Below are 23,353 nucleotides of genomic sequence, written 5' to 3' on the forward strand. Positions count from 1 at the left end.
TATTATTCCTCCTCTTTAAGTGGAAATATTATCTCTGTAATATAATTATCTGGATTTCCTTTTATTAGCATACCTGGACCTTTAATAAATACTTCTCTCCAAGGCGTTTGTATTTTTATATTATTTTCATGAATATATTTAAATATCATTTCATAGGTTTTTGGTAAATTACTATAAGAACCTATGTGAGTAAAAAACAAAGCTTTTGTTTTAGGAAATTCTTTTACAGTTATACCCATACGATTTGGAGTTTCAGCAGTTGGAACACATAATTCCATTTCTGCAATACCAGTTTTTTGGTCGACATCATAGTAGCAAAAGAATGGTGCACCATTGGATTTCCCTTTTATAGATTTAAATACATTTGGAAAATACTTTGTCGCTTCAGTCATAGGTCCATTATAACGCATAGTAGCTGCAGTGACTGATTCAATATTTTTGATTTCAATTTTATAACTCATTTGTTTACCTCCTAATGTGTGTTCATATTTTTACTATAGTTTTAAGCGTTAATACATATAAGATTTTTAACTAGTTGAAAATGTATAACCTTATCTTGTTTTCAAGTCTAACATAACATAAAATATATATCCTCTCATTTGATGCTCCATTTTGTAAAGTTATTATTTAAGCTTTACTTTAGATATTTTAGCAAATTAAAATAAAGCAATTTATAAAAAAAGTATTTACAAATTAAGTGTATTAATAGTATAATACACTTAACAGAATATTAAATAAGGTCTGAACTGAATGTGTATTTTTTTCAAGTAAGTGTATTAACGTATTAATACACTAGAATAGGAGGAAACATGAATTTTGAACTAGATAATACAACTCCCATTTATTTACAAATAGTAAAGTATATAAAAAGACAAATAGTAATAGGAGAGTTGAAACCAGGAGAGACAATACCATCAAGAAGAGAAATGGCACTTAATCTAAAAGTAAATTTAAATACGGTTCAAAGAGCATACAAGGAGATGGGTGATATGAATATAATAAATACTTTTAAAAATTATCAAAGTAGTGTAACGGTTGATGAAAATATATTAAAAAACTTGAAATTAGAGCTGATAAATGAATCATTATCTGTTTTTATAGAAGATATGAAAGCAATAAATGTTACAAAAGAAGAAGTTTTAAAGATAATAGAGGATGAATATTAGCGTTTTAACAAATAGAAAACTTAGTTTAGGAAGTTTATTTTACAAGCATATTGTATATGGAGGATAGTAAATATGATAGAAATAAAGAATGTCAGCAAAACATATAAAAGGATGCAAGGGCTTAAAATAATAAAGATAGAGGCTTTAAAGAATGTAAGCTTTAATATATAAAAGGGTAAAATAACTGCATTACTTGGTATAAATGGTGTTGGTAAATCAACTATGTTAAAAGCAATAGCAGGGCTTATAAACATTGATAGTGGAGAGATTCGTATAGATGGAGAAAAAATAAATGATAAGATATATGATAAACTAGCATTTGTCCCAGATGTAGAGTCTCATTTTAGCAATACAACAATAAAAGAAACATTTGAATTTATGGAAATTTTTTATTCAAAATGGAATAAAGAAAAATCAAAAGAAATGATGAACATATTTAAATTAGATGAAGATGAAATAATTGATAATTTGTCGAAAGGAAATATTGCAAGAGTAAAATTGATACTTGGATTTTGCCAAGACCCAGAATACATACTACTTGATGAACCATTTACAGGAATTGATTTATTTAAGAGGGAAGAGTTTATAGGGGTAATAGCACAATATATGGAGGAAAATCAAGCTATTATTATAACTACTCATGAGATAGTAGAGATAGAAGGTTTAGTGGATGAGGTTATAATTCTTGATGAAGGGCAGATTATAACTTCATTTAATGCAGAAGAATTAAGAGAAAGAGAAGGTAAATCTATATTAGATAAGATGAGGGAGGTATATAAGAATGAATAAACTTCTATATCTAATAAATGTAGATTTGAGAAGAAACAATAGGTTTTATATAATTAATCCAGAAAGTAAAAAAATACAGACTATAAAAAGTATAAATTTAAGTAATTATTTTTCTGAAAAATACCAAAACATAGAAACTATTGGTGTAAGTTATGCTAGCAAATATGAGGATAAGATGTATATTTTAGTAAATGTATTAAATAAAGGTGATAATAGTAGTTCTAAATTTCATTTACTTGAGTATAATCTTGAAGAAAATAAGGAAAATATAATGGAATTAAAAACTGATAGCAGAATGGTCTTAGCAAAATCAAAATTAGAAGATAATAAATTATATATGGTAATGTCAAATGATTATGATGGTAGTACAATTACGGAGTTAAATTTACTTACCTATAATATAGTAGATAAAAACTTAAATGAAGATAAATATGTTTTAGATAATAGAGAAAAAAGAGAGATTAGAAATATTGAAATTGATTCAAATAAAATAATTGTATATACATCAAAGTTACACTCTATATTATCTTGGGACAATAAATCTATGTTATATATAATAAATAAAAACTCTAAGGAAGTCGTATACGAAGGGGAATTACAATTTAACAGTTCAAACAGTAAGTTAGAATTTGAAATAAAGTAGGTGAGTTAATGAAAGATTTAATGAGATTATTTGAATTTGAATTAAAAAGAAATATGAAAAATTACATATTTATAATAATTTGTTGCTGTTCTTTTGTAATTTTAAATACAGTAAAAAATTTAAATGACTATAATTACATAATAGAAAATGCCGTTAAAAGCGAACAGTTAACAAAAATAGGAAATACAATAGAAACGGTAAATGTCACAGGTTTTTCAAGTTTTAGAAATATAATGAGTTCTACAGAATCATGGTTTATATTTGGTATAATTGTATGTATTTGCTATGCTTTTTTTATTTGGTATAGAGACTTTGATGGGAGGAGTAAATCTATATATACACTAATAATGCTACCTTAAAAATAGAATCAATATTTATATATCTAAATTATTAAATATATTATTTCTAGTGTATAGCTATACAATAGTATTTACAATAACTTTGTTTATTACAAGTAAATTGTTGCCTAGATATATGCTTGGTAATATTGCAAGCTATGGTTTTGTACAAGAAACAATATATAAGTTAAAAATGTTACTTCCATATAGCTTTGAAATACTATTTGTGGAGTATATATTTTTATTGATAGGATTTGTATCTATAGTGTTTACATCAATTCTTATCAATAAATCTATTTGTAAACTAAGCACTTTAGTAAGTTTTCTGTTTTTAGTTTTGGAAATTTTATTATTTATAATTTCTGTAGAATTTATTGTACCTTATGAACACAGTAAGATATTTATTGTTCTATATTCAAGTATAAACATATTTGTATGTAGTCTTATATCTAATAAACTTTTGAAGCAGAAGATTGATTTTTAGGGGGGATGTTATGAAAGCAAAAAATATAGGAAAATATACAATATGTTTTATAATAGTGTGTTTTTTAATGATTATCATGACTTTAATATTGAGTTATTTTAATAAGGATAAACTATCTGTAAAAACTTTAAAAGGGAATATAAAAGATATAGGCAGGGTAAGTTTAGCATATACACCTAATATAAGCAAATTTTCTTATGAAGAGGTAATTATAAATAGAAATGGAATAAGAAGTGATACAAATCCTAAGTCAAGAATTAGAAATGACTATTTAAATATTGACAAAAAATATAGTGATTTTATTGATGATAAAGGAAATGAATTTACGTATAAAGATTATTTGAATATAGGAGAAGCATATGTTTCTGCTGAGTCTGATTTAGCGAAAGAGATTAATAATTTAAATAATTGTATAAAGATTTCAAATAAAAGTTTAAAAAGTGGTGTAGAAGAAAATTTTGATATTAGTTTAAAGAAATCTGATTTTAAAGAAAATAGTTGGAAAACTGTGTTTAATAAAATGTATAAATGTAATTTATATATGGTAATTAGTGAAACTAATATTTCAGACCCTAAAGTCAACAATATTTGCATATTAAAAATAGATATAAAAAATAAATCTTATAAATTATTAAATAGATTTAATTTAGGCTTACAGAATGGATATAATCAAAATATCAATGAAATTAAATTCTCTATTGGGAGCAAAATATATTTAGAAATGGTAAATAATAAAAGTACAAATGGAGATATTGAAGGACATGATAATTACTCTAATTTTATTATATATCATATAGAAGATAATACATTTAATATAAGCAATAAATTTATGGATAATCTAAATAAAGAAAAGAATGCAAATCCAAAGGAGATTGGTTTATTAAGTAAAACTAAATTAGATTATATTGTAAAAAATAATAAATTGAATATTATAGTTACAGATAGGAGTCATTCTATAATCAATCTTGTTTATGATATTAATTCTAATCAGGTTAAATTAGAAGATTATGAGATACTTGATTTAAAAGTAGAATATAATGAATTATTATCTGGAGTTAGGAAAGTTAAGTTACTGGATGATAAGATATATTCTATTTCAAGTATAAAAGATAATATATCAGGAGAATTAAAAGGAAGTAAAGGAGTTTTTGATATAGTCGGAACTAAGCCAGTAAAATTTCAAGTATTTGATATGAAACTTAAAAAGAATCTGTATGAAGCTGAGCTAATAAATGGAGATGTAAGTTTACAAGATAGGTTATTTTTTGTTGCAAATTAAGTGATAAAATTAATTTTATAACTTTGAACTTTTATATGTATTTATTACAGAAAATATAAATAAAAGGCTGTCTCAAAATAGAGATAAGCTTTTTTTTATTGTTGAAATGATGAAAATATATTTGATTTCATAGAAAAAAGAGTGACTTATGAGCTAAAAAGTTTATTTTGAGACACCACCTTATTTTTAATTTCAATACAAAAATATTTTTTAATGTTTTTGTGCTATATATCATAATTTAATTTATATTAATACACTTAAATTTGAAATAGAATGAGGATAGTGGTAAAATTAATTATTAGAATATTAGAAATAATAAATGAATAATACATTGCACTTAAAAAGGGGGAGACATTTAAGATGAACAAAAAATATATTAAAGCAGGGAATTTAATTGATGGAACAGGAAATAGTATTATGAAAAATAAGGGTATAATTATTGATGGAGATACCATAGTTGAAATTGAAGATATAAGAGAAGATTTAAACGGATATGATGTGTATGATTACTTAGATAAAACTGTTATGCCAGGGATTATGAATTGTCATGTTCACTTGACAATGGAGCCAGTTGGAAACCCAAAGGTTTATTATGAAAATGTATCAGATGTAGAGCTTGTAGTAAATACAATAAAACAGCTTGATGCTTATTTAGATTCAGGAGTAACATATATTAGAAGCTTAGGCTGTCCAAAATATGTAGATGTACAACTTAAAAATCTTATAGACAAAGGGTCTATAGATGGTCCTGGTATAGTTACCTCAGGTCCAGTTATATGTATGACAGGAGGACATGGATACTATTTTGGTATTGAAAGTGATGGAGTAGATGAATGTAGAAAATCAGCCAGAACAGTTTTAAAAAATGGAGTAGATTGTGTAAAGATAATGGCAACTGGAGGTGTAACAACTGATGGAGTTGAGCCAGGTTCACCACAATTAACTTTGGAAGAAATGAAGGCTGCTGTAGATGAAGCTATAAAAGCAGGCAAAACAACTGCTACACATGCACAAGGAAGAACTGGTATAAAAAATGCAGTACTTGCAGGAATAACTTCTGTAGAACATGGTGTTTATTTAGATGATGAAATAATTGATTTGATGCTTGAAAGAGGAACTTACTTAGTTCCAACCGTGGCTGCACCATATTTTATTCTAAATGCAGGAAAAGAAAGTGGAATAACTGAGGCCACTCTTAGAAAGTGTGAGATTGTTGCTATTCCACATAAGGAGTCATTCTTAAAAGCATACAAAAAAGGAATTAAAATTGCAGTTGGTTCTGATGCAGGAACTTCTTACAATGAACATGGAAAAACATATTATGAAATGAAACTAATGTCGGATTATGGTATGGATAATATGGATATAATAGTTGCTGCTACAAAAACAGCATCTGAACTCTTAAGAATTGATAAAAATTATGGAACTCTAGAAAAAGGAAAGAAAGCAGATGTTATAGTTGTAAATGGAAATCCAATAGAGAATATAGACGTACTTGCAGATGTGTTAGCAGTATTTAAGCTTGGTAAAAAAGTTAGATAAGTAATATGAAAAATAAAAAAGAGTGTCTGAAGGGATTTTTAAATAATTATAGACACTCTTTTTTATCAGTAATAATTAAATTTTTTATACTTTAAAAAATGCATACTATTTTACATTTAGATATGACTTTTTAAAATCGTTCTATGCAATGTAATCTATAGAATCTACACATACAAAGTATATTCTTGAATCATTAGAATTTCCAAGTACTAGAACATCATTTTTCTTTCCTAGAACTTCAACACCAGTTAGAACTAAACTACCAGCTACTACAGTAACTTGATTATTTATATTGGACATATAAAGGTTATCTATGATACCTTTATTACAACAACAATCGTCACAATTGCAGTTACAACTACATTCTTTGTAATGCTTTTTGTCAAGGTAGTAACTTAAATATGCTATGAAATCTTCATAATCTTCAGGTGTAATATCAAATGCAACAGCTTTAAGATTACACAATGATGCTAAATCTACATTAGCTAATGGAGTAGATGTAGCAAGTATAAAATCGATTATAGTAGCAAGTACTGCATCTAATATAGCTCCAAGGTCTATAGTAGGAGGAAGAGCTGCATCAATAAGTGCAATTAATTCTGCTACTCCTGGTACAGTTCCTATAGTAGCAATTAATCCTTCAAGAGTTAAAGGTACTGGAATAGGATAAGATACTCTACCAGCTATATCTATTAAATCACAGTTACAAGCAGAAAATCTTTCAAAAGTACCATCAAGTCCAGATAAATTATCTTTTGGTGGAGCTGAAAGATCTATACCTACCAAATTAGCACCTACTATAAAGAAATCGGAGATAAAAGCAAATTGATTAAAGTTTATAAAAGGTCTTAGAGAATCACATCTTAAAAGTTCTAATGCCTCTCTCATGCTTTTTTTACAACAACAATGTTCTATCTTAGGTTCTTTATATTTATTTGGGTAATTATAGTATCTATCAGCTATTTGATAATTGTTATAGTATCTATCATTTGTATTTATATAATCTTCTTCGTATTCTTGGTTAAATCTAAAGTCCTCTCTACATTTATTATTTTCCATTAAATACACTCCTTTTATATTTTGATTTAAATGTATAGATAATTAAGTTTATCTATATAGTAATATTATATTTATCATGTAAAAAAATGTTACAAAAGACATTATAAAAGAATAAAAAATAATAATTTGTCAGATAAGCTTATAAATTCTTATGAATAATCTATTTTAAAATAAAAAGATGTGTATAAAAAGGTTCATATACTATATTTATATAAATATAACATATGAATGAGAAAGGAGTAATTTAATAAATGATTGAGGTAAATAAATTTTGTAAGTCTTTTATAAGGTTTGTAAAAGACGATAAGAATAAAAGTTCAATAAGAAAGTTAAAGAAAGTAAAAACTAGAAAAAGAATTTTTTGCTGTAAATAATGTTTCATTTAAAGTTGTAGAATATGAAATTGTTGGAATATTAGGTCCAAATGGTATAAGTAAAAAAACTAAATAGAATATTAACTATAGAAGAGTGTAAAATAGATGATTTCTTAGAGATAGGATATGATTTGATAGATGAAACTAGTAAGGCAGTAAAGTATGGTAAGTCATTAAATGTAAAAGATTTAATAGCTGAAAATAATATTTTAAGGTCAAAAGTTAAGTCTTTAGAAGGAGAAAATAAACAGCTTAATGAGAAAGTAAAGGTGTTAGAGAAAGAAATCGGTCAATTTATAGAAAAAGCAGAATCTACAGAAAAAAATAAGTCTAACAAAAAGTAGGTGGATATTATGAAAAAAGAAGCTGATAACATAATTGACAATATAGAAAGAAGACTTGAAAGTTTTGGATATATTCTAAAAGATGGAGATAAAAGAAACCCCGAAGGGAGGACTCTTTATGGAGACTAGAAAAACAACATTAGATGAAAGGGTTGAAATTATTAAAGATTGTATTGAACATGATTTTAATTACAATTTAATAGCAAAAAAATACTTTGTTTCATACAGCCAAGTTAGAAGATGGACTCTTAAATATAAAGAAAATGGGATAGTTGGTTTAGAAGACCGAAGAGGTAAAGCAAAAAAAGAAGATGAGTTAACTCAATTAGATGAAATAAAGTTGGAATTGAAAATTGTAAAAGCAGAAAAACACAAATTACAACTGGAGAATGAATTCTTAAAAAAGTTAAAAAATATAGAAAGAGGGTGGTAATTACACTATCCAAGAATGAAGATAAATATAAAGCTATTTAATCCTTATTCAGTGAAAAAAAGCTTCGCTTATCCAATTAGGTGAAATTGCTAAAGTAAATCGTTCTGGATACTATAAATGGCTTGGTCGAGATAAAAGTAATTTAGAACTTGAAAACATTAAACTAGCAGCTTTGATAACTAAGATATATGAAGAAAAGAAAGGGGTTTTTGGCTCTTTAAGGATGACTCTTCAGTTAAACAGAGAGTATAAACTTAATGTCAATCACAAGAGAGTATACAGACTAATGAGAGCCGTAGGCTTAAGGTCTGTTTGTAGAAAAAAGAAATTCAGTTATGTTAAATGTACACCAGAAGTAATTTCTGAAAATGTATTAAGTAGAAAATTTAGTGCAGATAAAACCTCTCAAAAATGGTTAACAGATGTAACTGAATTTAAATTAACCAATGGGACGAAGGCCTATTTAAGTGCAATTCTAGATTTAGGCGATAGAAGTATAATTTCATATGTTATTGGAAAATCAAATAACAATAACTTAGTGTTCGAAACTTTTGATAAGTCAATAGAACTATATCCAAATGCAAAACCTATTTTTCATAGTGATAGAGGTTTTCAGTATACTAGTAAGGTGTTTAAATCAAAACTTTTAGCACAAGGTATGATACAAAGTATGTCAAGAGTTGGTCGTTGTATTGACAATGCTCCTATGGAAGGATTTTGGGGAATTTTAAAGGTGGAAATGTACTATTTAAGGAAATTTGATACATACGAACAATTAATCAAAGCAATAGAGGATTATATATATTACTACAATAATTTTAGATATCAAAAGAGATTAAATTCTATGTCTCCACTTGAATTTAGGAAATATTTAAGTACAGAGGTAGCATAATTTATTTTAAGTAGCTCTAAAAAAATTTAAATATCTAGGGTTTTATTTGACGTGCTCTTTTTTAGATAGTAAACTTTAAAATATAGATATTAATTATATGAATATAATAAAAAAAGTACTAATGATTAACACTAGTACTTTATAACTACTTTTACATCAGTGGGTATAGTTCATCTTAAATCAAGTATCCTTTGTGATATTTTCATAAGTTTTAAAAATATAAATTTTTTAAGACTTGTGTCCAAAAAACAAGAGTAAATACGTTATATATGCAAAGGGTTAATTTTAAAACCTTAAATTTATTATATTTAGGGGGATTTAAATGAATAGTAAAAGAATTAATCGTCTTTTATCAACAGTGATGGCAACTGTGATAATATCTTTACCACTTGCTATTACAGCAAATGCAATGGAAAAAACAAAATCAGATAATTTTGAAAGATAATAACAATTAACATGGATGGTATAAATACTAATTATGGGATTGTTTTATCATATATAGAGGATAAGTGGAATTTTCAGGGTGCAACATATACTTATAGATATGATCATTGGTTCTATCAAACTTAAAAGATATGCTTTTTTAGGAGGAATAATATGAAAAAAAGACTTTATAAAGTTTTTTTAAAAAGGGGCTGTAAGTAGATTTGTGTAAAAACAAATTTACCTATAGCCCCAAAATATCAAAATAAGGCTATGATTTTTAAAGCCATAGCCTTACCAATAAATGTTTAATTATCACTTAAAAAATAAATTTTTATTTAAAGAATACACATAAATATTTCCAGACTCGATTAATTGTTATTATAAATCTCTTTAATTTCATCTTCACTTAAATCAAAATCATCAAATTTGCTTAATATATCATTTAATTTAAAACCATTCTTTTTTAACATTACAATTAACTTATGATCTTTTCTTCTAGCTTCTTCTCTTTTACCTTTTTCAATACCTTTTTCAATACCTTCATTAAAAATTTCTTCCTTGAAGTTTCTACTTTTATTCATAATATATGCACCTCTTTTCAAATTTAATAAATATTCTTCATTTCTTCCTAGATCTTTTAACCTATCTAAAGCTTTCCTAATAACATAGTCATTATTAGCTATAATCCTAACATCTAAATTAGAAGGATTGCTAATGAGTTTTCCCCATAATAGGATTCTATTTACTATATTATTGTGTCTACTAATCTTAGGAAGCTCTACAAAGTACAATGCTGTTTTTTTTGAATAAATATCTGGGTGACCATCCATGCTTAGTCTCATGCAGTTTATATAATCATCTATTTGATTATATTTTACATGATTTAGTATATGTATTCCAATCGTTTTTCCAATTTCTTTATATTCTTTACCTTCTTCTAATTTTCTACCATATACACGACTAAGGTAATATTCAGCCCTTTCTAAATAATCATCTTCAAGTGCTTTTTGCATCTCAATATTTATATGATTATTTTCTTCATCTTCAGCTAAAATATCAAGTCTAGGTCTTTTCTCACCAATGTAATTAATCGTTGGATCAGTTTCAACTCGGATTATTTTTTTTATTTGAGTAAAAGGTTTAATGTTTCTATTAGCATGTGGAGCATCTTTGAGAATATCATTTATAAAATTTACAAGTAAATCGTAATCATTATTTAGAGTAAACAATGATTTAAATACCTCATCATACTCAGGCTTAACATATCCATCTTCAGTTACAACTTCACCAACATTTTCACTAGTCAATATTTCTTTTGGGATTAAACCCTTGATTTTATCTAACTTCTCATTAGAAAAATCACCTCTACTAAGTATATCATTTAATTTTTTAGTCCATTCTCTGTCCTTTTCTTCAACTATAGTTCGTTTATACTCTTTTGATGTTTTAATAATCTTAGATTTTTCTTCTAATTTTTCTCTCATATCAACACCTCTTTTTTTATTATATCAATTTTTTCTTAATTAATCTCTTTTTTATATATAATTACCTCCCTTATTATTTAATTGACTAATGAATGCAATTTATTTTTTTATTTACTTAAAATAGCTTATTTTTTCTTTATTTGAATAATATGGGATAGATTTACTTTTTTTGAAAAAATATTTTAATATATTAGGCCCTACTATACTTTAATATAAATATTTTTGGCTTATAAAAGTAAGTAAATCTAGAGAACAATTGTATAAAAAGACGAGTAATTGGGAATATATTTATGAATGTATTGGAGTTTACAAGGCTAAGTAACGAAAAAGATGGAATAAAAGTAAAAAGCTGAATAAAGAAATGAATTCTTAAAACAGGACTAATTTATTTATATTGGTAAACTATCATTTTTTTTAAGTATATTATTTTGTAGACTCAAATTTATTAACCCATCTATTTAACATAGAATCTATATTAAATATAGAATTCATGTCTATTATGGCCAATGGAATTATAGTAAAAAAAATATTTCTCACTAAAAAAACGGTATCATCTAAATCTTATTTCTAAAAAAATCCATTAATATTCAAATAAATAAAGATTATTAGAAAAATTACAATTAAATGGTATCTTAAAATATTGAAATTATATTCAATATTTTTTAATGCAGAAAATTTTCTACTAAAGAATGTAAGCGTTATTTTATTGATAAAGGTACCAAGATACAAGTACACAATCAAGGAAAATGTAGGGATAAAGTATATTAATATTGGTGACTTCATAAATTTAGAATTTATTAAAATAAATAAACTTATAAATGAAATTAAAAATATGTAAAAAGTTAATGTACATATAAAAGCAATTTTATTTTTAAAAAACAATAAAAAATACTATACAGTTAAACGTTGTATTGAATAATAGCATAAAACTCTCCTTTATTAATTTTTTATTAAATTATACATTAAAAAAATAAAAAAGTTTTTTTCATACTTCTTTGATGTATATAGCAGTATAAATTTTTGTGATTATTTTAATTAATATATTGCAAATTTATACTGACTTATAATTGTTGGAGGAAGAACTAATGAAAAAAAGAAATATTAGAATCAATGACATGGTTCAGAGTAAATTTAAATAAGTTTTAAAATATTACAAGGGGAAACAATATTGTATCAACTTCAAATTGAAATTTTCAAAATATAGTTATTACCCTAACTTTAAAGTGGAAAAAATATTAATAATCAATCATAAAATACCTTGTAAAGTTATGAAATTTATAAATGTTTTTTGGATTAAAGTGATTCAAATTATTATCTCTTATGTACTGCGAATTCTTATCTTTTATATATTAGTGAGTTTAGGAATAAATCCTGAACTTGAATGGTTGGCAGTTATTATATCTAAGATGTTAATATATTATAATAAAAATATTAAGTAGATAATTAAAATAAATATGTATAGATATTTACTTATTAAAATGTAAAAGAGGTCTTTAAAATAAAGTGTGTATTCCTCTAAAAAATGGTGATAATTAAAATATTAAATATCACTATATAAAAGGAAGGTGCACACTTTATTTTAAAGACCTATGTTTGGATTAGAGAATAATCAATTTTGAAACATTCACATTTTTGTTTATATTTATTTATATTTTATACTCTTATAATAAGCATTAAGTAAGAACTTTTTTACAAGCTAATAATTATTACTTATAGTTAGAAAGGATTGGTTTTAAAAAAATTAATTAGAATTATTTTTATTCATATTTAAATTACTTAAATTATTTTCCCAGTTTTTTATCTCTTTTTTAATTTCCTTACTTAAGGTATCGCTTGAAGACATTTTCTTTAATTTATCATTCAAGGATTTCTGTTGTTTATCTGAAAGGTCTATTTTTATTGTAGGATCAATAATATCTATTACATCTTTTACATCAAAATCAACAAATTTGCACAATTCTTCTAAATGATCAATTAGAAAATCCAAACCTTCATATGACCAAATCTTATAACTTTTTCCGTTTTTTAACATAAACTCATTAACTTGGTAACTCTGATTTGCTAATTCAAAGAATGAACCTGAAGGATCCATTATATCATTTATAGAATTTTCATAGTTAACAATATTAATTTGTCTTATTAATTTCTCTTTTTCTGTTAAGTTACTATAGTTTTTGTTAACAAAAGAAACTAATCCGAATTCAAAATTCAAAATTGAATCTTTACGTTCTCTTACTATATTTTCTCCCAATTCTTTAAGACCTTCTAAATTTTTATCAATAGCTTTATCTCTAATATCTATTAATTGTTCTATACTTAAATATTCTAAGTTTTTAGATACCATTTCTTCATTATATTTGGTTATATCTTGTCCTTTCACATTAGTATTTTCATCAGCGAAAACAAATATTTAAATGAGCTAAAATTTGAGTCCAATTTCTAATTTTCTGAGTCCATTTTTCAGAAATATCCATAATTGCTAAGTATAATGATTTGTGAAAAGAATCATACGAAGGAAAAATAGACTTCGATTTAGTAACTTTTCTTAATAATCTATTGTAACTTTCCATTGAATTTGTAGTATATATCAATGTTCTTATCTATTGAGGATATTTAAAGTATGTTGCTAGCTCATTCCAATTGCTTCGCCAACTTCTTAATGCTATCGCATATTGATTACCCCATTTTTCCTCTAAGAGCAATAGCTGACTTAACGCTACCTCTTCTGTAATTGCAGCATATACTTTCTTTAAATCTTTTGCAAATTCTTTTCTATTTTTATATGATACATAATTTAAAGTATTTCTAATTTGATGCACAACACATCTTTGTATTTCAGTATCGGGAAATACTGCTTCAATTGCATCAAAAAATCCAACTAGTCCATTTACAGAAGCTATTAATATATCCTTGACTCCTCTGTTTCTAACATCTATCAGTACCTTTAGCCAATACTTTGAACTTTCATTTTCTCCAATCCATATTCCTAAAACCTCCTTTATACCTTCTAAGTTAATGCCGATATCTATATATGTTGCTTTGTTTATTATTCTACCTTCATTTCTAACTTTGTAATGTATAGCATCCATAAATACAATTGGATAAATCATATCAAGTGGTCTATTTTCATGAGCTAAAGGTATAACTCTATCAGTAATTTTAGCTATTAGTGAATGAGAGATATCTATTCCGTAAATACTTTTAAGATGACTTGAAATATAGTATTAAATAGGGTAACAGTTGTAATACCTATGGTAGACATGTCTCTACTTATAAAAAGTGTATTATCTTTCAAAAGTAATTTAAATTTAATAGCTTTGGTTTTAGTGTCAAATGTAGCTTTTATTATATTGACAATCATGTTACTGTCTAAGGTGTTCAATTCTGAGGAAATACTTTTTGGCAATAGCAAGAGTTTTTTTCTTAGAGAAAAGATGTAACATAAAAAAAGGGTCTATAGCAACTGTAAGTGATGGTGTTATTTTATTGCAGTAGGGTTAGTTCTATTGATTTATGTTGGTTCTTTAGTGCAAATTAAATTTGGTATGGCAGGTATTATAATGACACAATTTATGATAATTTCTTTGCCATTAGTGTTTGCATATTATATTAAAGCTGATTTTAAAGAAGTATTTAGTTTGAAAGTTACTAAATTGAAGCATATATTAGAGAGCATTGTTCTTTGGATTGGTGGATATATACTTATTATAATTATAACACAGCTAATTTTATTCTTATTTCCTCAAAGTATGGAAGTTGCTGAAAGTTTAAATGAGTCTCTTTTTATGAAAGATAGTGTTCTACTGAATTTACTCGTAATAGCTTTATTACCAGCTATATGTGAAGAAATGTTCTTTAGGAGATTTATATTTTCTTTATTTAGTAAATCAAAGGATAAAAATAAGTCTGTTAAGTTGGCTATAATATGTAGTAGTGTACTATTTGGGATTATGTATACGAATTTTATTAGAATAATTCCAACATCAATATTAGGTATTATATTTGCATACAATGTATATAAATATGGTTCAATATTTGTGTCAATGTTATTGTATTTTTTAAACAATGGTGTAGCAGTTATATTAAATCATTATACAACTGGAAATATAACCAACTTGTATAAAATTATTTAAGTTGATTTTTCGAACTTAAATGAACTTAAATTTGTTTTAGTTCTTAATAATAAGTATTATATTAGTTATGTTAGGGGCAAGAGTTCTAGATAGAAAGTCTTTAAGAAACTAAGTATAAATTTACTATATATTAAAATATTAATAATCACTAAAGTATATAAATATATTTTGTATATAAAAATATTTTAGTGCTATTTTATATATTTTAATTATATGAATTGTTTATTGTTTCATTTATACAATATTTCCATCATATAAATGAAACAATAAACAGTTTTTATTTTAGAAATTTATATTTAAATAATCAAGTAGAATGAGAGATATTAAAAAAATTAACTTTGGCACTATTTAAGTTATTTATAAAAATTAATAACTGGTTTGTCGAAACCATTATAACAAGAAAAAAGTGAAAAATAAAGTATGAATATATTGTAAATACTGTGTTTTAAGGAAAAGTAGTCATTTCTTGTAAAATGGATAGTTTTGAAAAGAAAATAGTAAAATTATAATATAAAAATAAAATTTTTTATATAATTTAAAGAAAAATAAGCACCTCTTAATAGATAATTATGTGCCAAAATAATCCAATTTATTTTCTATTATACCGATATGAAATATATAAATCAATAGTTAAGACAACTAATATGCTACATTCTATAATTATAGTAGCAGGAAATTTTACAAAATTAAAATAAATATAAACTATCCATTTTACAAGAAATGGAAACTTTTGATATGTACTTGTTTGCTAATAAAATATAATCAAATAGAGGTGTTTTAATGGGAGGAAATTTTTATGAGGAATTTACAAAAAAAGTTGATGTTTTTTTTATTTATTTGTATAATTTTACAAATTGCAAATACAACACCAATCTATTCTTTACACAAATTCTACAAAAACAACTCCGCAACTAACTTTAAATCTATTGTGTATAATAATCAGTTTATTAGCAAATATGCATTACAGATAATATTTATTATGACTATAATATGTATAATACTTATATTCTATATAATATATGATAAATTAAATTTTAGAATTAAATTGCAAAGTATAGCATATACAGATAACCTTACAGGAGCAAATACTATAGATAAATTTGTAATTGATGCTAACAAAATATTATGTAAAAATACTCAAGTAAAGTATGCCTTACTATATATAGATATTGATAAATTTAAATATATAAATAATTTATTTGGATATGAAGTTGGAAATGAAATTTTGCGTAATTTAACAAAGATTATTAAGAATAATATATTTGAAGAAGAAATGTTTGCAAGAATATCTGCGGATAATTTTATTATAATTATGAAATATACAAAAGAGGAAGATATAACAAATAGGTTAAAGATTATATTTCGAGAACTAGACTTGTTTAATGATAAGCAAGAGGAAAAGTATAAGCTAGTTTTAAGTTGTGGAATATATTTTATACTTCCAGAAGATAAAGATATTAACTCAATCATAGATAGAGCTAATATATCTCATAAAATGGCAAAAGGAGGACATAAAAGTTCATATGCATTTTATGATAATAAGATTCATGACCAAGAGATAAAAGAAAAAGAAATGGAAAATACAATGTTTTCAAGTCTAGAAAATAAAGAATTTATTGTATATTTGCAACCTAAGATAGAACTTAATACAGGAGAGATACAAGGTTCAGAAGCACTTGTTAGATGGAAAAGCCCTGATAAAGGATTAATACCTCCAAATGAATTTATACCATTTTTTGAAAAAAACGGTTTTGTTATAAATTTAGATTTATATGTGCTTGAAGAAGTATGTATGCACCTTAGAAAATGGATTGATGCAGGTATAAATCCAGTGACCATTTCAGTTAATGTTTCAAGAATACATTTATATTGTAATAATTTCATAGAAACATATAAAAATATAATTGATAAATACAACATACCTGCAAAGTATATAGAACTTGAATTAACAGAGAGTATTATATTTGATAACTTTGATATTTTAATTGATATAATGGATAATTTAAAAAAAATAGGGTTTTTAATATCTATGGATGATTTTGGTTCAGGATACTCATCATTAAATATGTTAAAAGAAATTCCTATGGATATTTTAAAGCTTGACCAAAAATTTATTATGGAAACTTATAATAGTAAAAGAAGTAAAATAATTGTTACTAAAGTAGTAGAAATGGCAAAAGAATTAGGTATGAAAGTGATATCAGAAGGAGTTGAGACAGAAGAACAGTTTGAACTTTTAAAGGAAGTAAAATGTGATATGGCACAAGGATATTTGTTTGGAAAGCCAATGCCAATTGAAGAATTTGAATATTTATTGTGTCTAATTCAACAAAAGAGTAAGTAATTTGTCTTATAAAAATTTAGTAAATTATATTAAAAATGAATTCTAATGCAGTGTTCATTTTTTTTTGCAAAATTTTTTATGATTTTATTAAAAAGCAATTGACATATAGTTTGTATTATTATATTATTGTATTAAGTTATTAATACAATAATATAATGAGGAGGTATGAACATGGAGTGGGAACTTGATAATAATAAACCTATATATATACAATTAGTAGAACATCTAAAGTTAAAAATAATTTCAGGGGAAATTAAAATAGGCTCTAAATTAGAAACAGTGAGAGCGCTCGCAGAAGATGCTGAAGTCAATCCAAATACAATGCAAAAGGCTCTAACAGAACTTGAAAGACAAGGTTTAGTTTATAGTCAGAGAACTAAAGGAAGATTTGTAACAGATGATAAGGAAAAAATAAAAGCTATGAAAGAGGAAATAGCTAATGTGGAGATAAATACATTAAAAGAGACTCTAGAAAAACTTGGATATGATAAAGATGAAATGATAAAACTTATTACAGAAAATCTGAAAGGGGAATTATAAAATGGATAAAAATACAAATAATGTTTATCAAGATGGAATAGTTGAATTTAAAGGTGTGAACAAAAGTTATGGAGCTAAGAATGTTTTGAAGAATATTGACTTAAATATACCAAAAGGAAAAATAGTTGGCTTGTTAGGACCTAATGGAAGTGGTAAAAGTACAATGATTAAGCTAATGAATGGATTACTACATCCTGATAATGGTGAAATTATGATAAATGGAATTAAACCGTCTGCGGAGACTAAAAAAATAGTTTCATATTTACCAGAAAGAACTTATTTAAATGATTGGATGAAAGTATCAGATTTACTTAAGTTTTTCTATGATTTTTATAGTGATTTTGATGTTAGAAGGGCAAATGAAATGATTAAAAGCTTGGATATTGATGTAAATGAGAGATTAAAGACAATGTCTAAAGGAACTAAAGAAAAAGTTCAACTTATCTTAGTTATGTCAAGAAATGCAAGTATATATATATTGGATGAACCTATTGGAGGTGTTGATCCAGCTGCAAGGTCATATATACTTAAAACTGTATTAAAAAATTATTCTGAAGATAGTACTTTGCTGATTGCTACCCATTTAATAAGTGAAATAGAAAATATATGTGACGAGGTAATATTCATATCAAAAGGAGAAATAGTGTTACAAGGAGATGTTGAATCAATAAGAGAAGAAAAAGGAAAATCTATAGATGCATTATTTAGGGAGGAATTCAAATGTTAGGTAAATTATTAAAATATGAGTTAAAAGCAAGTGGAAGAATATTCATACCATTATATATAGCTATATTGATAGTAGCTGTATTTAATGGAATATTTATGAATACAAATACATTTCAGATACAGGGAATATTAATACTGATATTAACAAGCCTTTTTATGGCATTAGGAGTTTTAACTGTTGTAGTTACAATTCAAAGGTTTAGAAAAAATCTTTTAGGGGATGAAGGTTATTTAATGTTCACTCTTCCTGTTAGCACTAGTTCACTTATATTGTCTAAATGCATAACAGCACTTATATATGCTGTACTTAGTTTTATAGTTGCAGTATTAACTTTTGGAGTATTTATGATTTCTAGTACTTATGGAGTTCTCTTACCTGAAATTCTAGAGTTGCTTAATACTAGTTTTAAATGGATTTCTGAAAACTTTTTAGATATTTTATTATTAGTAGCAGTAATGTTTATTTCATATTCGTCATTTATTTTGTTACTATATACATCACTTTCAATGGGACAATTACCAAAATTTAATAAACATAGAAATATAGTGGCGTTTGCTTCTTTTATAGCTATAAATATAGTAATATCAATTGTTGGAGATGCACTTGGAAGTATTTTGCCAAATGAAAATATGTATTATCATCTTTATCAAAGTCCTCATTTTATGATTACAATTCTTGGAGGTATTGCAGTTGTAGTAATATTATTTTTCGCTACAAAATTTATATTAGATAAAAAATTAAATTTAGAATAAATGTTTTTATAGAGAGCCACCTTTTGAGTAATATTTAAAGAGGGCTCTTATTATTTATATAGTTAATTCATATATATAATATGAATAAATCTTTATTTCTAGTTAAATATGTACACATGTTGTATAATGAGATTGTATGTTAAAATTTGTAATAAATAACTATATACTTAATATAAGTAGTATCAAAATATGGCTTTTATGAGTTATATCAAGAAAACTTAAAAATATGTAGATTTGAGGGAGAAAATATGAAAAGTTATACAAAGGCTAAGTGGAGTGTTTGGGGGATAATTACATTTTCATTTGTTTTAGTCTTATTTTTAAGGATGTCAACTGCTGTTGTTTCAGATAATTTAGCAAATGAGTTAGGTTTTAATTCCATACAAATTTCAAATATAGCATCCTTTTGCCTATATGCATATGCATTTATGCAAATACCTGCAGGAATTTTGATTGATAAATATGGAGCAAGAAAAATTAGTAGTCTTGGAATAATAATGGCAAGTTTAGGTTCAATTTTATTTGGCTTGATTCAAAATATAGAATTAGCATATATTTCTCGTGTAATTGTAGGGGCAGGAACATCAGTAATATTACTTTGTATTTTAAAAATTCAAGGGAGATGGTTTAATAAATCAGAATTTGCTTCTGCAACAGCTAAATTCTCATTTGTAGGGAATTTAGGAGGAGTTCTTGCTACTTTTCCACTTGTGTTTTTGTCTGAACTTGTTGGTTGGAGGAATTCATTTTTATTAATAGGTATAATTGGTGTTGTAATTGGATGTTTTATGTATATTATTGTTAGAGATACACCAAGAGAGTATGGATTTAATGTAGATACTGAGCCTTATAAAGAGTCAGAAAAGATTAATATTATTGAGGGAATTTGGTCTGTTATAAAGAATAAATCAACATGGTATAATTCAATGATAATGTTGTCTTTTGTAGGTCTTACAAGTGCATTTATAAGCTTGTGGGGAGTAAGATACGTAATGGATGTTTATGGTGTGAGTAAGGGTTTTTCTGCATTTATAGTATCATTTTTTACATATGGATTTATATTTGGTTCAATAATTATGGATTTTGTATTTACTAAAATAAGTTCTAGTAAGTTTAATATAATAAAATATGGAGCAATAATAGATTTGTTTATATGGATTGTAATTGTAGTTGTATACCAAGTAAAACCACCAATTATAGTTTTGCCAATATCATTCTTTATTATGGGATGTATAGTTATGTCACATCTACAGGTTTTTAACGATGCTAAGTATAAAAATAAAGAAATTTATTCTGGACTGGCAACTAGTGTTATTAATACTTTTGAATTTATAGGAAGTGGCATTATTAATTTGATTATAGCCATCTCTTTGCAAGTAAATTCATACAATATAGTTGATGGATATAAAAGAGGTTTTGTAGTATTTATAGTACTAAGTATTATAACTATAGTATCATCTCATATAGGGGTAAAAAATGACGATTTCAAGACTCTATAGTGCTTTATTAATTAGTTTAATTTAGTATTATATTTTTGCATATAACAAAGGGGTTATATTTATTTTAGATGTATAATTGGAATATAAATCTTGTTTACTATATATAAATGGTATTGTATTATATTAAATAGAAAATAAGAACTTTAAACTATAATATTGGTTCTAAAATATAAGGTAAGGAGTTTTTTATGGATACGACGAAAATAGATGATATAAGCAAGTTAGATTTAAATAATCTAGATATTAATAAGATTGATATGGGAGGTATAATGGAAAGCCTGTTAGAATGGGCAACTACAAGCGGAGTAAAACTTATAATAGGTATACTTATACTTTCTATTGGATTTAAAATAATAAAAAAATTTGTAAACCATGTTATGTTATTACTTGATAAAAGAGATATTGATTTAACTTTAAGGAGGTTTTTGAAGTCTCTTCTTTTAAGTGTGCTTAAAGTTGTTGTTATAATCGTTGTTCTGGAATATTGGGGAATGAGTTTATCTAGTTTTGCTGCTGTGATAGCATCAGCAGGGGTAGCAATAGGTTTGGCATTACAAGGTAGTTTATCAAATTTTGCTGGAGGATTTATCATACTTTTGATTAGACCTTTTAAAGTAGGAGATTACATAGAAGCAGCAGGTCATGGAGGAACAGTTGAACAGATAGGCCTTTTTTATACACAAATGGTTACTCCAGATAATAAGCAGATACTTATACCTAATGGTTCTGTATCAAATGATAGTCTAATAAACTATTCAGCAAAAAATACTAGACGAGTTGATTTAATATTTAGTGTAGGATATGAAGATGATATACTTAATGTTAGAAGAGTACTTAAAGATATTGTTAATAATCATAAATTAATAATAAATGAACCAGAACCATTTATAGGAGTAGTAGAACATGGAGATAATGCTATTAAATTTGCAGCTAGAGTTTGGTGTAAGACAGAAGATTATTGGACAATTTATCTTGATTTACTAGAAGAGGTTAAAGTTAGGTTTGATGAAGAAGGAATTACGATTCCATATCCTAAAATGGATTTAACGTTAAAAGAATTAAACAAAATTTAATTGTTTAATATGGTGTTTAAATTCAAGAATATCATATAGATATATTTATAAAATTTTTAAAAAATTAATAAGTATTATTATTTTATAAGTAAAAATATAAAAAAATGGAGGTGTCTCAAAATGAACTTTTTAGTTTATGAGGCACTCTTTTTGTATGAAATCAAATATATTTTTATTATTTTAACAATGAAAAAGAAGATTATCTCTATTTTGAGACAGTACTATTTTTTATGTAACTTTGATTTTAATAAATATAAATTTTAAAATTACTAAAATAGGAGGAATTTTTAATATAAAAGGGTAAATAAAGAGTTTAGAGGACATAATATAGAATAAATTAATTATTTAAGGAGGATTTTTATGTGTAAAAAAATGTATTTATTAGTGGTAAGTATACTTATAGCAGGTTTATTAACTGCATGTAGTGGGAGTCCAACTACGGGTTCAGGACAAGTACAAAATAATACAAAAAAAGATACAAATGCTTCAAATAGTGCTTTAAAAGATGAAAAAAATAATGAAAATTTAATGGAACAAGATTTTAAAGTACCATACACAGATGCAATAAACATATTTAAAGATAAGTACAAGGATGCTGATATAGTAGATTTAAGTCTTGAAAGAGATTTAAATAAATTTGTTTACACTGTTGAAGGTGTAGATGATAATAATGAATATAAGATGAAAATAGATGCTAATACAAAAGATGTACTGCAAGATAAAACAGAAAAATTGGATTCAGAAGATTTAAATGGAGTTGCAAGAAAAGAAAAATTAGATTTAAGTGACATAATAACACCTCAACAAGCTATGGAAATTGCATTAAAAGAACAAAATGGCATAGTTAAAGAATGGAGCTTAGATAAAGATTTAGATGTTACTTTTTATAAAATAAGAATAGATAAAGATAAAAATGAATATGACATAAAGGTAGACTCTAAAAAAGGAACTATATTGGAAGTAGAAAAAGAAGATTAGAAGTTTTAAATTACTTTTAAAAGATTTATTTTTTGAATAAATTTTGTTTAAAAT

14 protein-coding genes and 10 pseudogenes are annotated in these 23,353 nt (G+C 25.2%); 19 read left to right on the forward strand and 5 right to left on the reverse strand.

Features of this window, described 5'->3' with window-relative positions:
• Window positions 1–2: 2 nt before the first annotated feature.
• Complete coding sequence (locus JJC02_07830) at window positions 3–461, reverse strand: GyrI-like domain-containing protein (GenBank protein UDN56061.1); 459 nt, start codon at window positions 459–461, stop codon at window positions 3–5.
• Window positions 462–809: 348 nt separating this feature from the next.
• On the opposite strand from JJC02_07830, the gene JJC02_07835 reads away from it, so the two are divergent.
• The 6 genes and pseudogenes from JJC02_07835 (at window position 810) to JJC02_07860 (ending at window position 6,241) form a co-directional block, all read left to right on the forward strand.
• A complete protein-coding gene (locus JJC02_07835) occupies window positions 810–1,166 on the forward strand; it encodes a GntR family transcriptional regulator (GenBank protein UDN56062.1) in 357 nt (118 codons plus the stop codon).
• A gap of 72 nt (window positions 1,167–1,238) precedes the next feature.
• Window positions 1,239–1,955, forward strand: a pseudogene (locus JJC02_07840) (ABC transporter ATP-binding protein).
• A gap of 52 nt (window positions 1,956–2,007) precedes the next feature.
• Window positions 2,008–2,598, forward strand: a pseudogene (locus JJC02_07845) (hypothetical protein).
• 8 nt (window positions 2,599–2,606) lie between these two features.
• A pseudogene (locus JJC02_07850) lies at window positions 2,607–3,420 on the forward strand (hypothetical protein).
• Window positions 3,421–3,430: 10 nt separating this feature from the next.
• Window positions 3,431–4,699, forward strand: coding sequence for a hypothetical protein (locus JJC02_07855; protein ID UDN56063.1), 1,269 nt, complete (start codon window positions 3,431–3,433; stop codon window positions 4,697–4,699).
• Between the two features lie 360 nt (window positions 4,700–5,059).
• Window positions 5,060–6,241 carry an amidohydrolase family protein gene (locus JJC02_07860; GenBank protein ID UDN56064.1) on the forward strand — a complete coding sequence of 394 codons (1,182 nt, stop codon included), beginning with the start codon at window positions 5,060–5,062 and terminating at the stop codon, window positions 6,239–6,241.
• A gap of 141 nt (window positions 6,242–6,382) precedes the next feature.
• On the opposite strand, the gene JJC02_07865 is transcribed toward JJC02_07860, so the two are convergent.
• The gene (locus tag JJC02_07865; protein ID UDN56065.1) at window positions 6,383–7,300 is read right to left on the reverse strand and encodes a hypothetical protein; all 918 of its coding nucleotides are present in this window, start codon (window positions 7,298–7,300) and stop codon (window positions 6,383–6,385) included.
• 251 nt (window positions 7,301–7,551) lie between these two features.
• Here JJC02_07865 and JJC02_07870 point away from each other — a divergent pair.
• The 5 genes and pseudogenes from JJC02_07870 to JJC02_07890 all read left to right on the forward strand — a co-directional run bounded on the left by JJC02_07870 (window position 7,552) and on the right by JJC02_07890 (window position 9,913).
• A pseudogene (locus JJC02_07870) lies at window positions 7,552–7,729 on the forward strand (ABC transporter ATP-binding protein).
• Window positions 7,725–7,955 (forward strand): annotated as a pseudogene (locus tag JJC02_07875) (hypothetical protein). The pseudogenes JJC02_07870 and JJC02_07875 overlap by 5 nt, the downstream one beginning before the upstream one ends.
• Window positions 7,956–8,106: 151 nt before the next feature.
• Window positions 8,107–8,451: pseudogene (locus JJC02_07880) on the forward strand (helix-turn-helix domain-containing protein).
• Window positions 8,452–8,521: 70 nt separating this feature from the next.
• Entirely contained in the window at window positions 8,522–9,343 is an 822-nt protein-coding gene (locus JJC02_07885; GenBank protein UDN56402.1) for an IS3 family transposase, read from the forward strand.
• A gap of 322 nt (window positions 9,344–9,665) precedes the next feature.
• A pseudogene (locus tag JJC02_07890) lies at window positions 9,666–9,913 on the forward strand (hypothetical protein).
• A 224-nt stretch (window positions 9,914–10,137) separates the two neighbouring features.
• On the opposite strand, the gene JJC02_07895 reads toward JJC02_07890, so the two are convergent.
• The 3 genes and pseudogenes from JJC02_07895 to JJC02_07905 form a co-directional block, all read right to left on the reverse strand.
• Window positions 10,138–11,253, reverse strand: a complete 1,116-nt coding sequence (locus JJC02_07895; GenBank protein ID UDN56066.1) for an Rpn family recombination-promoting nuclease/putative transposase — start codon at window positions 11,251–11,253, stop codon at window positions 10,138–10,140.
• 1,741 nt (window positions 11,254–12,994) lie between these two features.
• A pseudogene (locus JJC02_07900) lies at window positions 12,995–13,663 on the reverse strand (hypothetical protein).
• Window positions 13,647–14,471, reverse strand: a pseudogene (locus tag JJC02_07905) (IS256 family transposase). The pseudogenes JJC02_07900 and JJC02_07905 overlap by 17 nt, the downstream one beginning before the upstream one ends.
• On the opposite strand from JJC02_07905, the pseudogene JJC02_07910 reads away from it, so the two are divergent.
• From JJC02_07910 to JJC02_07945, 8 genes and pseudogenes are all read left to right on the forward strand, one after another.
• A pseudogene (locus tag JJC02_07910) lies at window positions 14,469–15,498 on the forward strand (CPBP family intramembrane metalloprotease). The pseudogenes JJC02_07905 and JJC02_07910 overlap by 3 nt on opposite strands.
• A gap of 684 nt (window positions 15,499–16,182) precedes the next feature.
• Window positions 16,183–17,730, forward strand: a complete 1,548-nt coding sequence (locus JJC02_07915) for a bifunctional diguanylate cyclase/phosphodiesterase (GenBank protein UDN56067.1) — start codon at window positions 16,183–16,185, stop codon at window positions 17,728–17,730.
• 171 nt (window positions 17,731–17,901) lie between these two features.
• Window positions 17,902–18,270, forward strand: a complete 369-nt coding sequence (locus tag JJC02_07920) for a GntR family transcriptional regulator (protein ID UDN56068.1) — start codon at window positions 17,902–17,904, stop codon at window positions 18,268–18,270.
• A gap of 1 nt (window position 18,271) precedes the next feature.
• Complete coding sequence (locus tag JJC02_07925; GenBank protein ID UDN56069.1) at window positions 18,272–18,997, forward strand: ABC transporter ATP-binding protein; 726 nt, start codon at window positions 18,272–18,274, stop codon at window positions 18,995–18,997.
• On the forward strand, window positions 18,991–19,749 hold the full coding sequence (locus tag JJC02_07930) for an ABC transporter permease (GenBank protein UDN56070.1): 759 nt from the start codon (window positions 18,991–18,993) through the stop codon (window positions 19,747–19,749). Before JJC02_07925 ends, JJC02_07930 begins: the two co-directional genes overlap by 7 nt.
• Before the next feature lie 248 nt (window positions 19,750–19,997).
• Entirely contained in the window at window positions 19,998–21,248 is a 1,251-nt protein-coding gene (locus JJC02_07935; protein UDN56071.1) for an MFS transporter, read from the forward strand.
• A gap of 188 nt (window positions 21,249–21,436) precedes the next feature.
• Entirely contained in the window at window positions 21,437–22,321 is an 885-nt protein-coding gene (locus JJC02_07940) for a mechanosensitive ion channel (protein UDN56072.1), read from the forward strand.
• 360 nt (window positions 22,322–22,681) lie between these two features.
• Entirely contained in the window at window positions 22,682–23,299 is a 618-nt protein-coding gene (locus tag JJC02_07945; protein ID UDN56073.1) for a PepSY domain-containing protein, read from the forward strand.
• Window positions 23,300–23,353 lie beyond the last annotated feature (54 nt).

The organism is Clostridioides sp. ES-S-0054-01, from assembly GCA_021561035.1.
Lineage (GTDB): Bacteria > Bacillota > Clostridia > Peptostreptococcales > Peptostreptococcaceae > Clostridioides.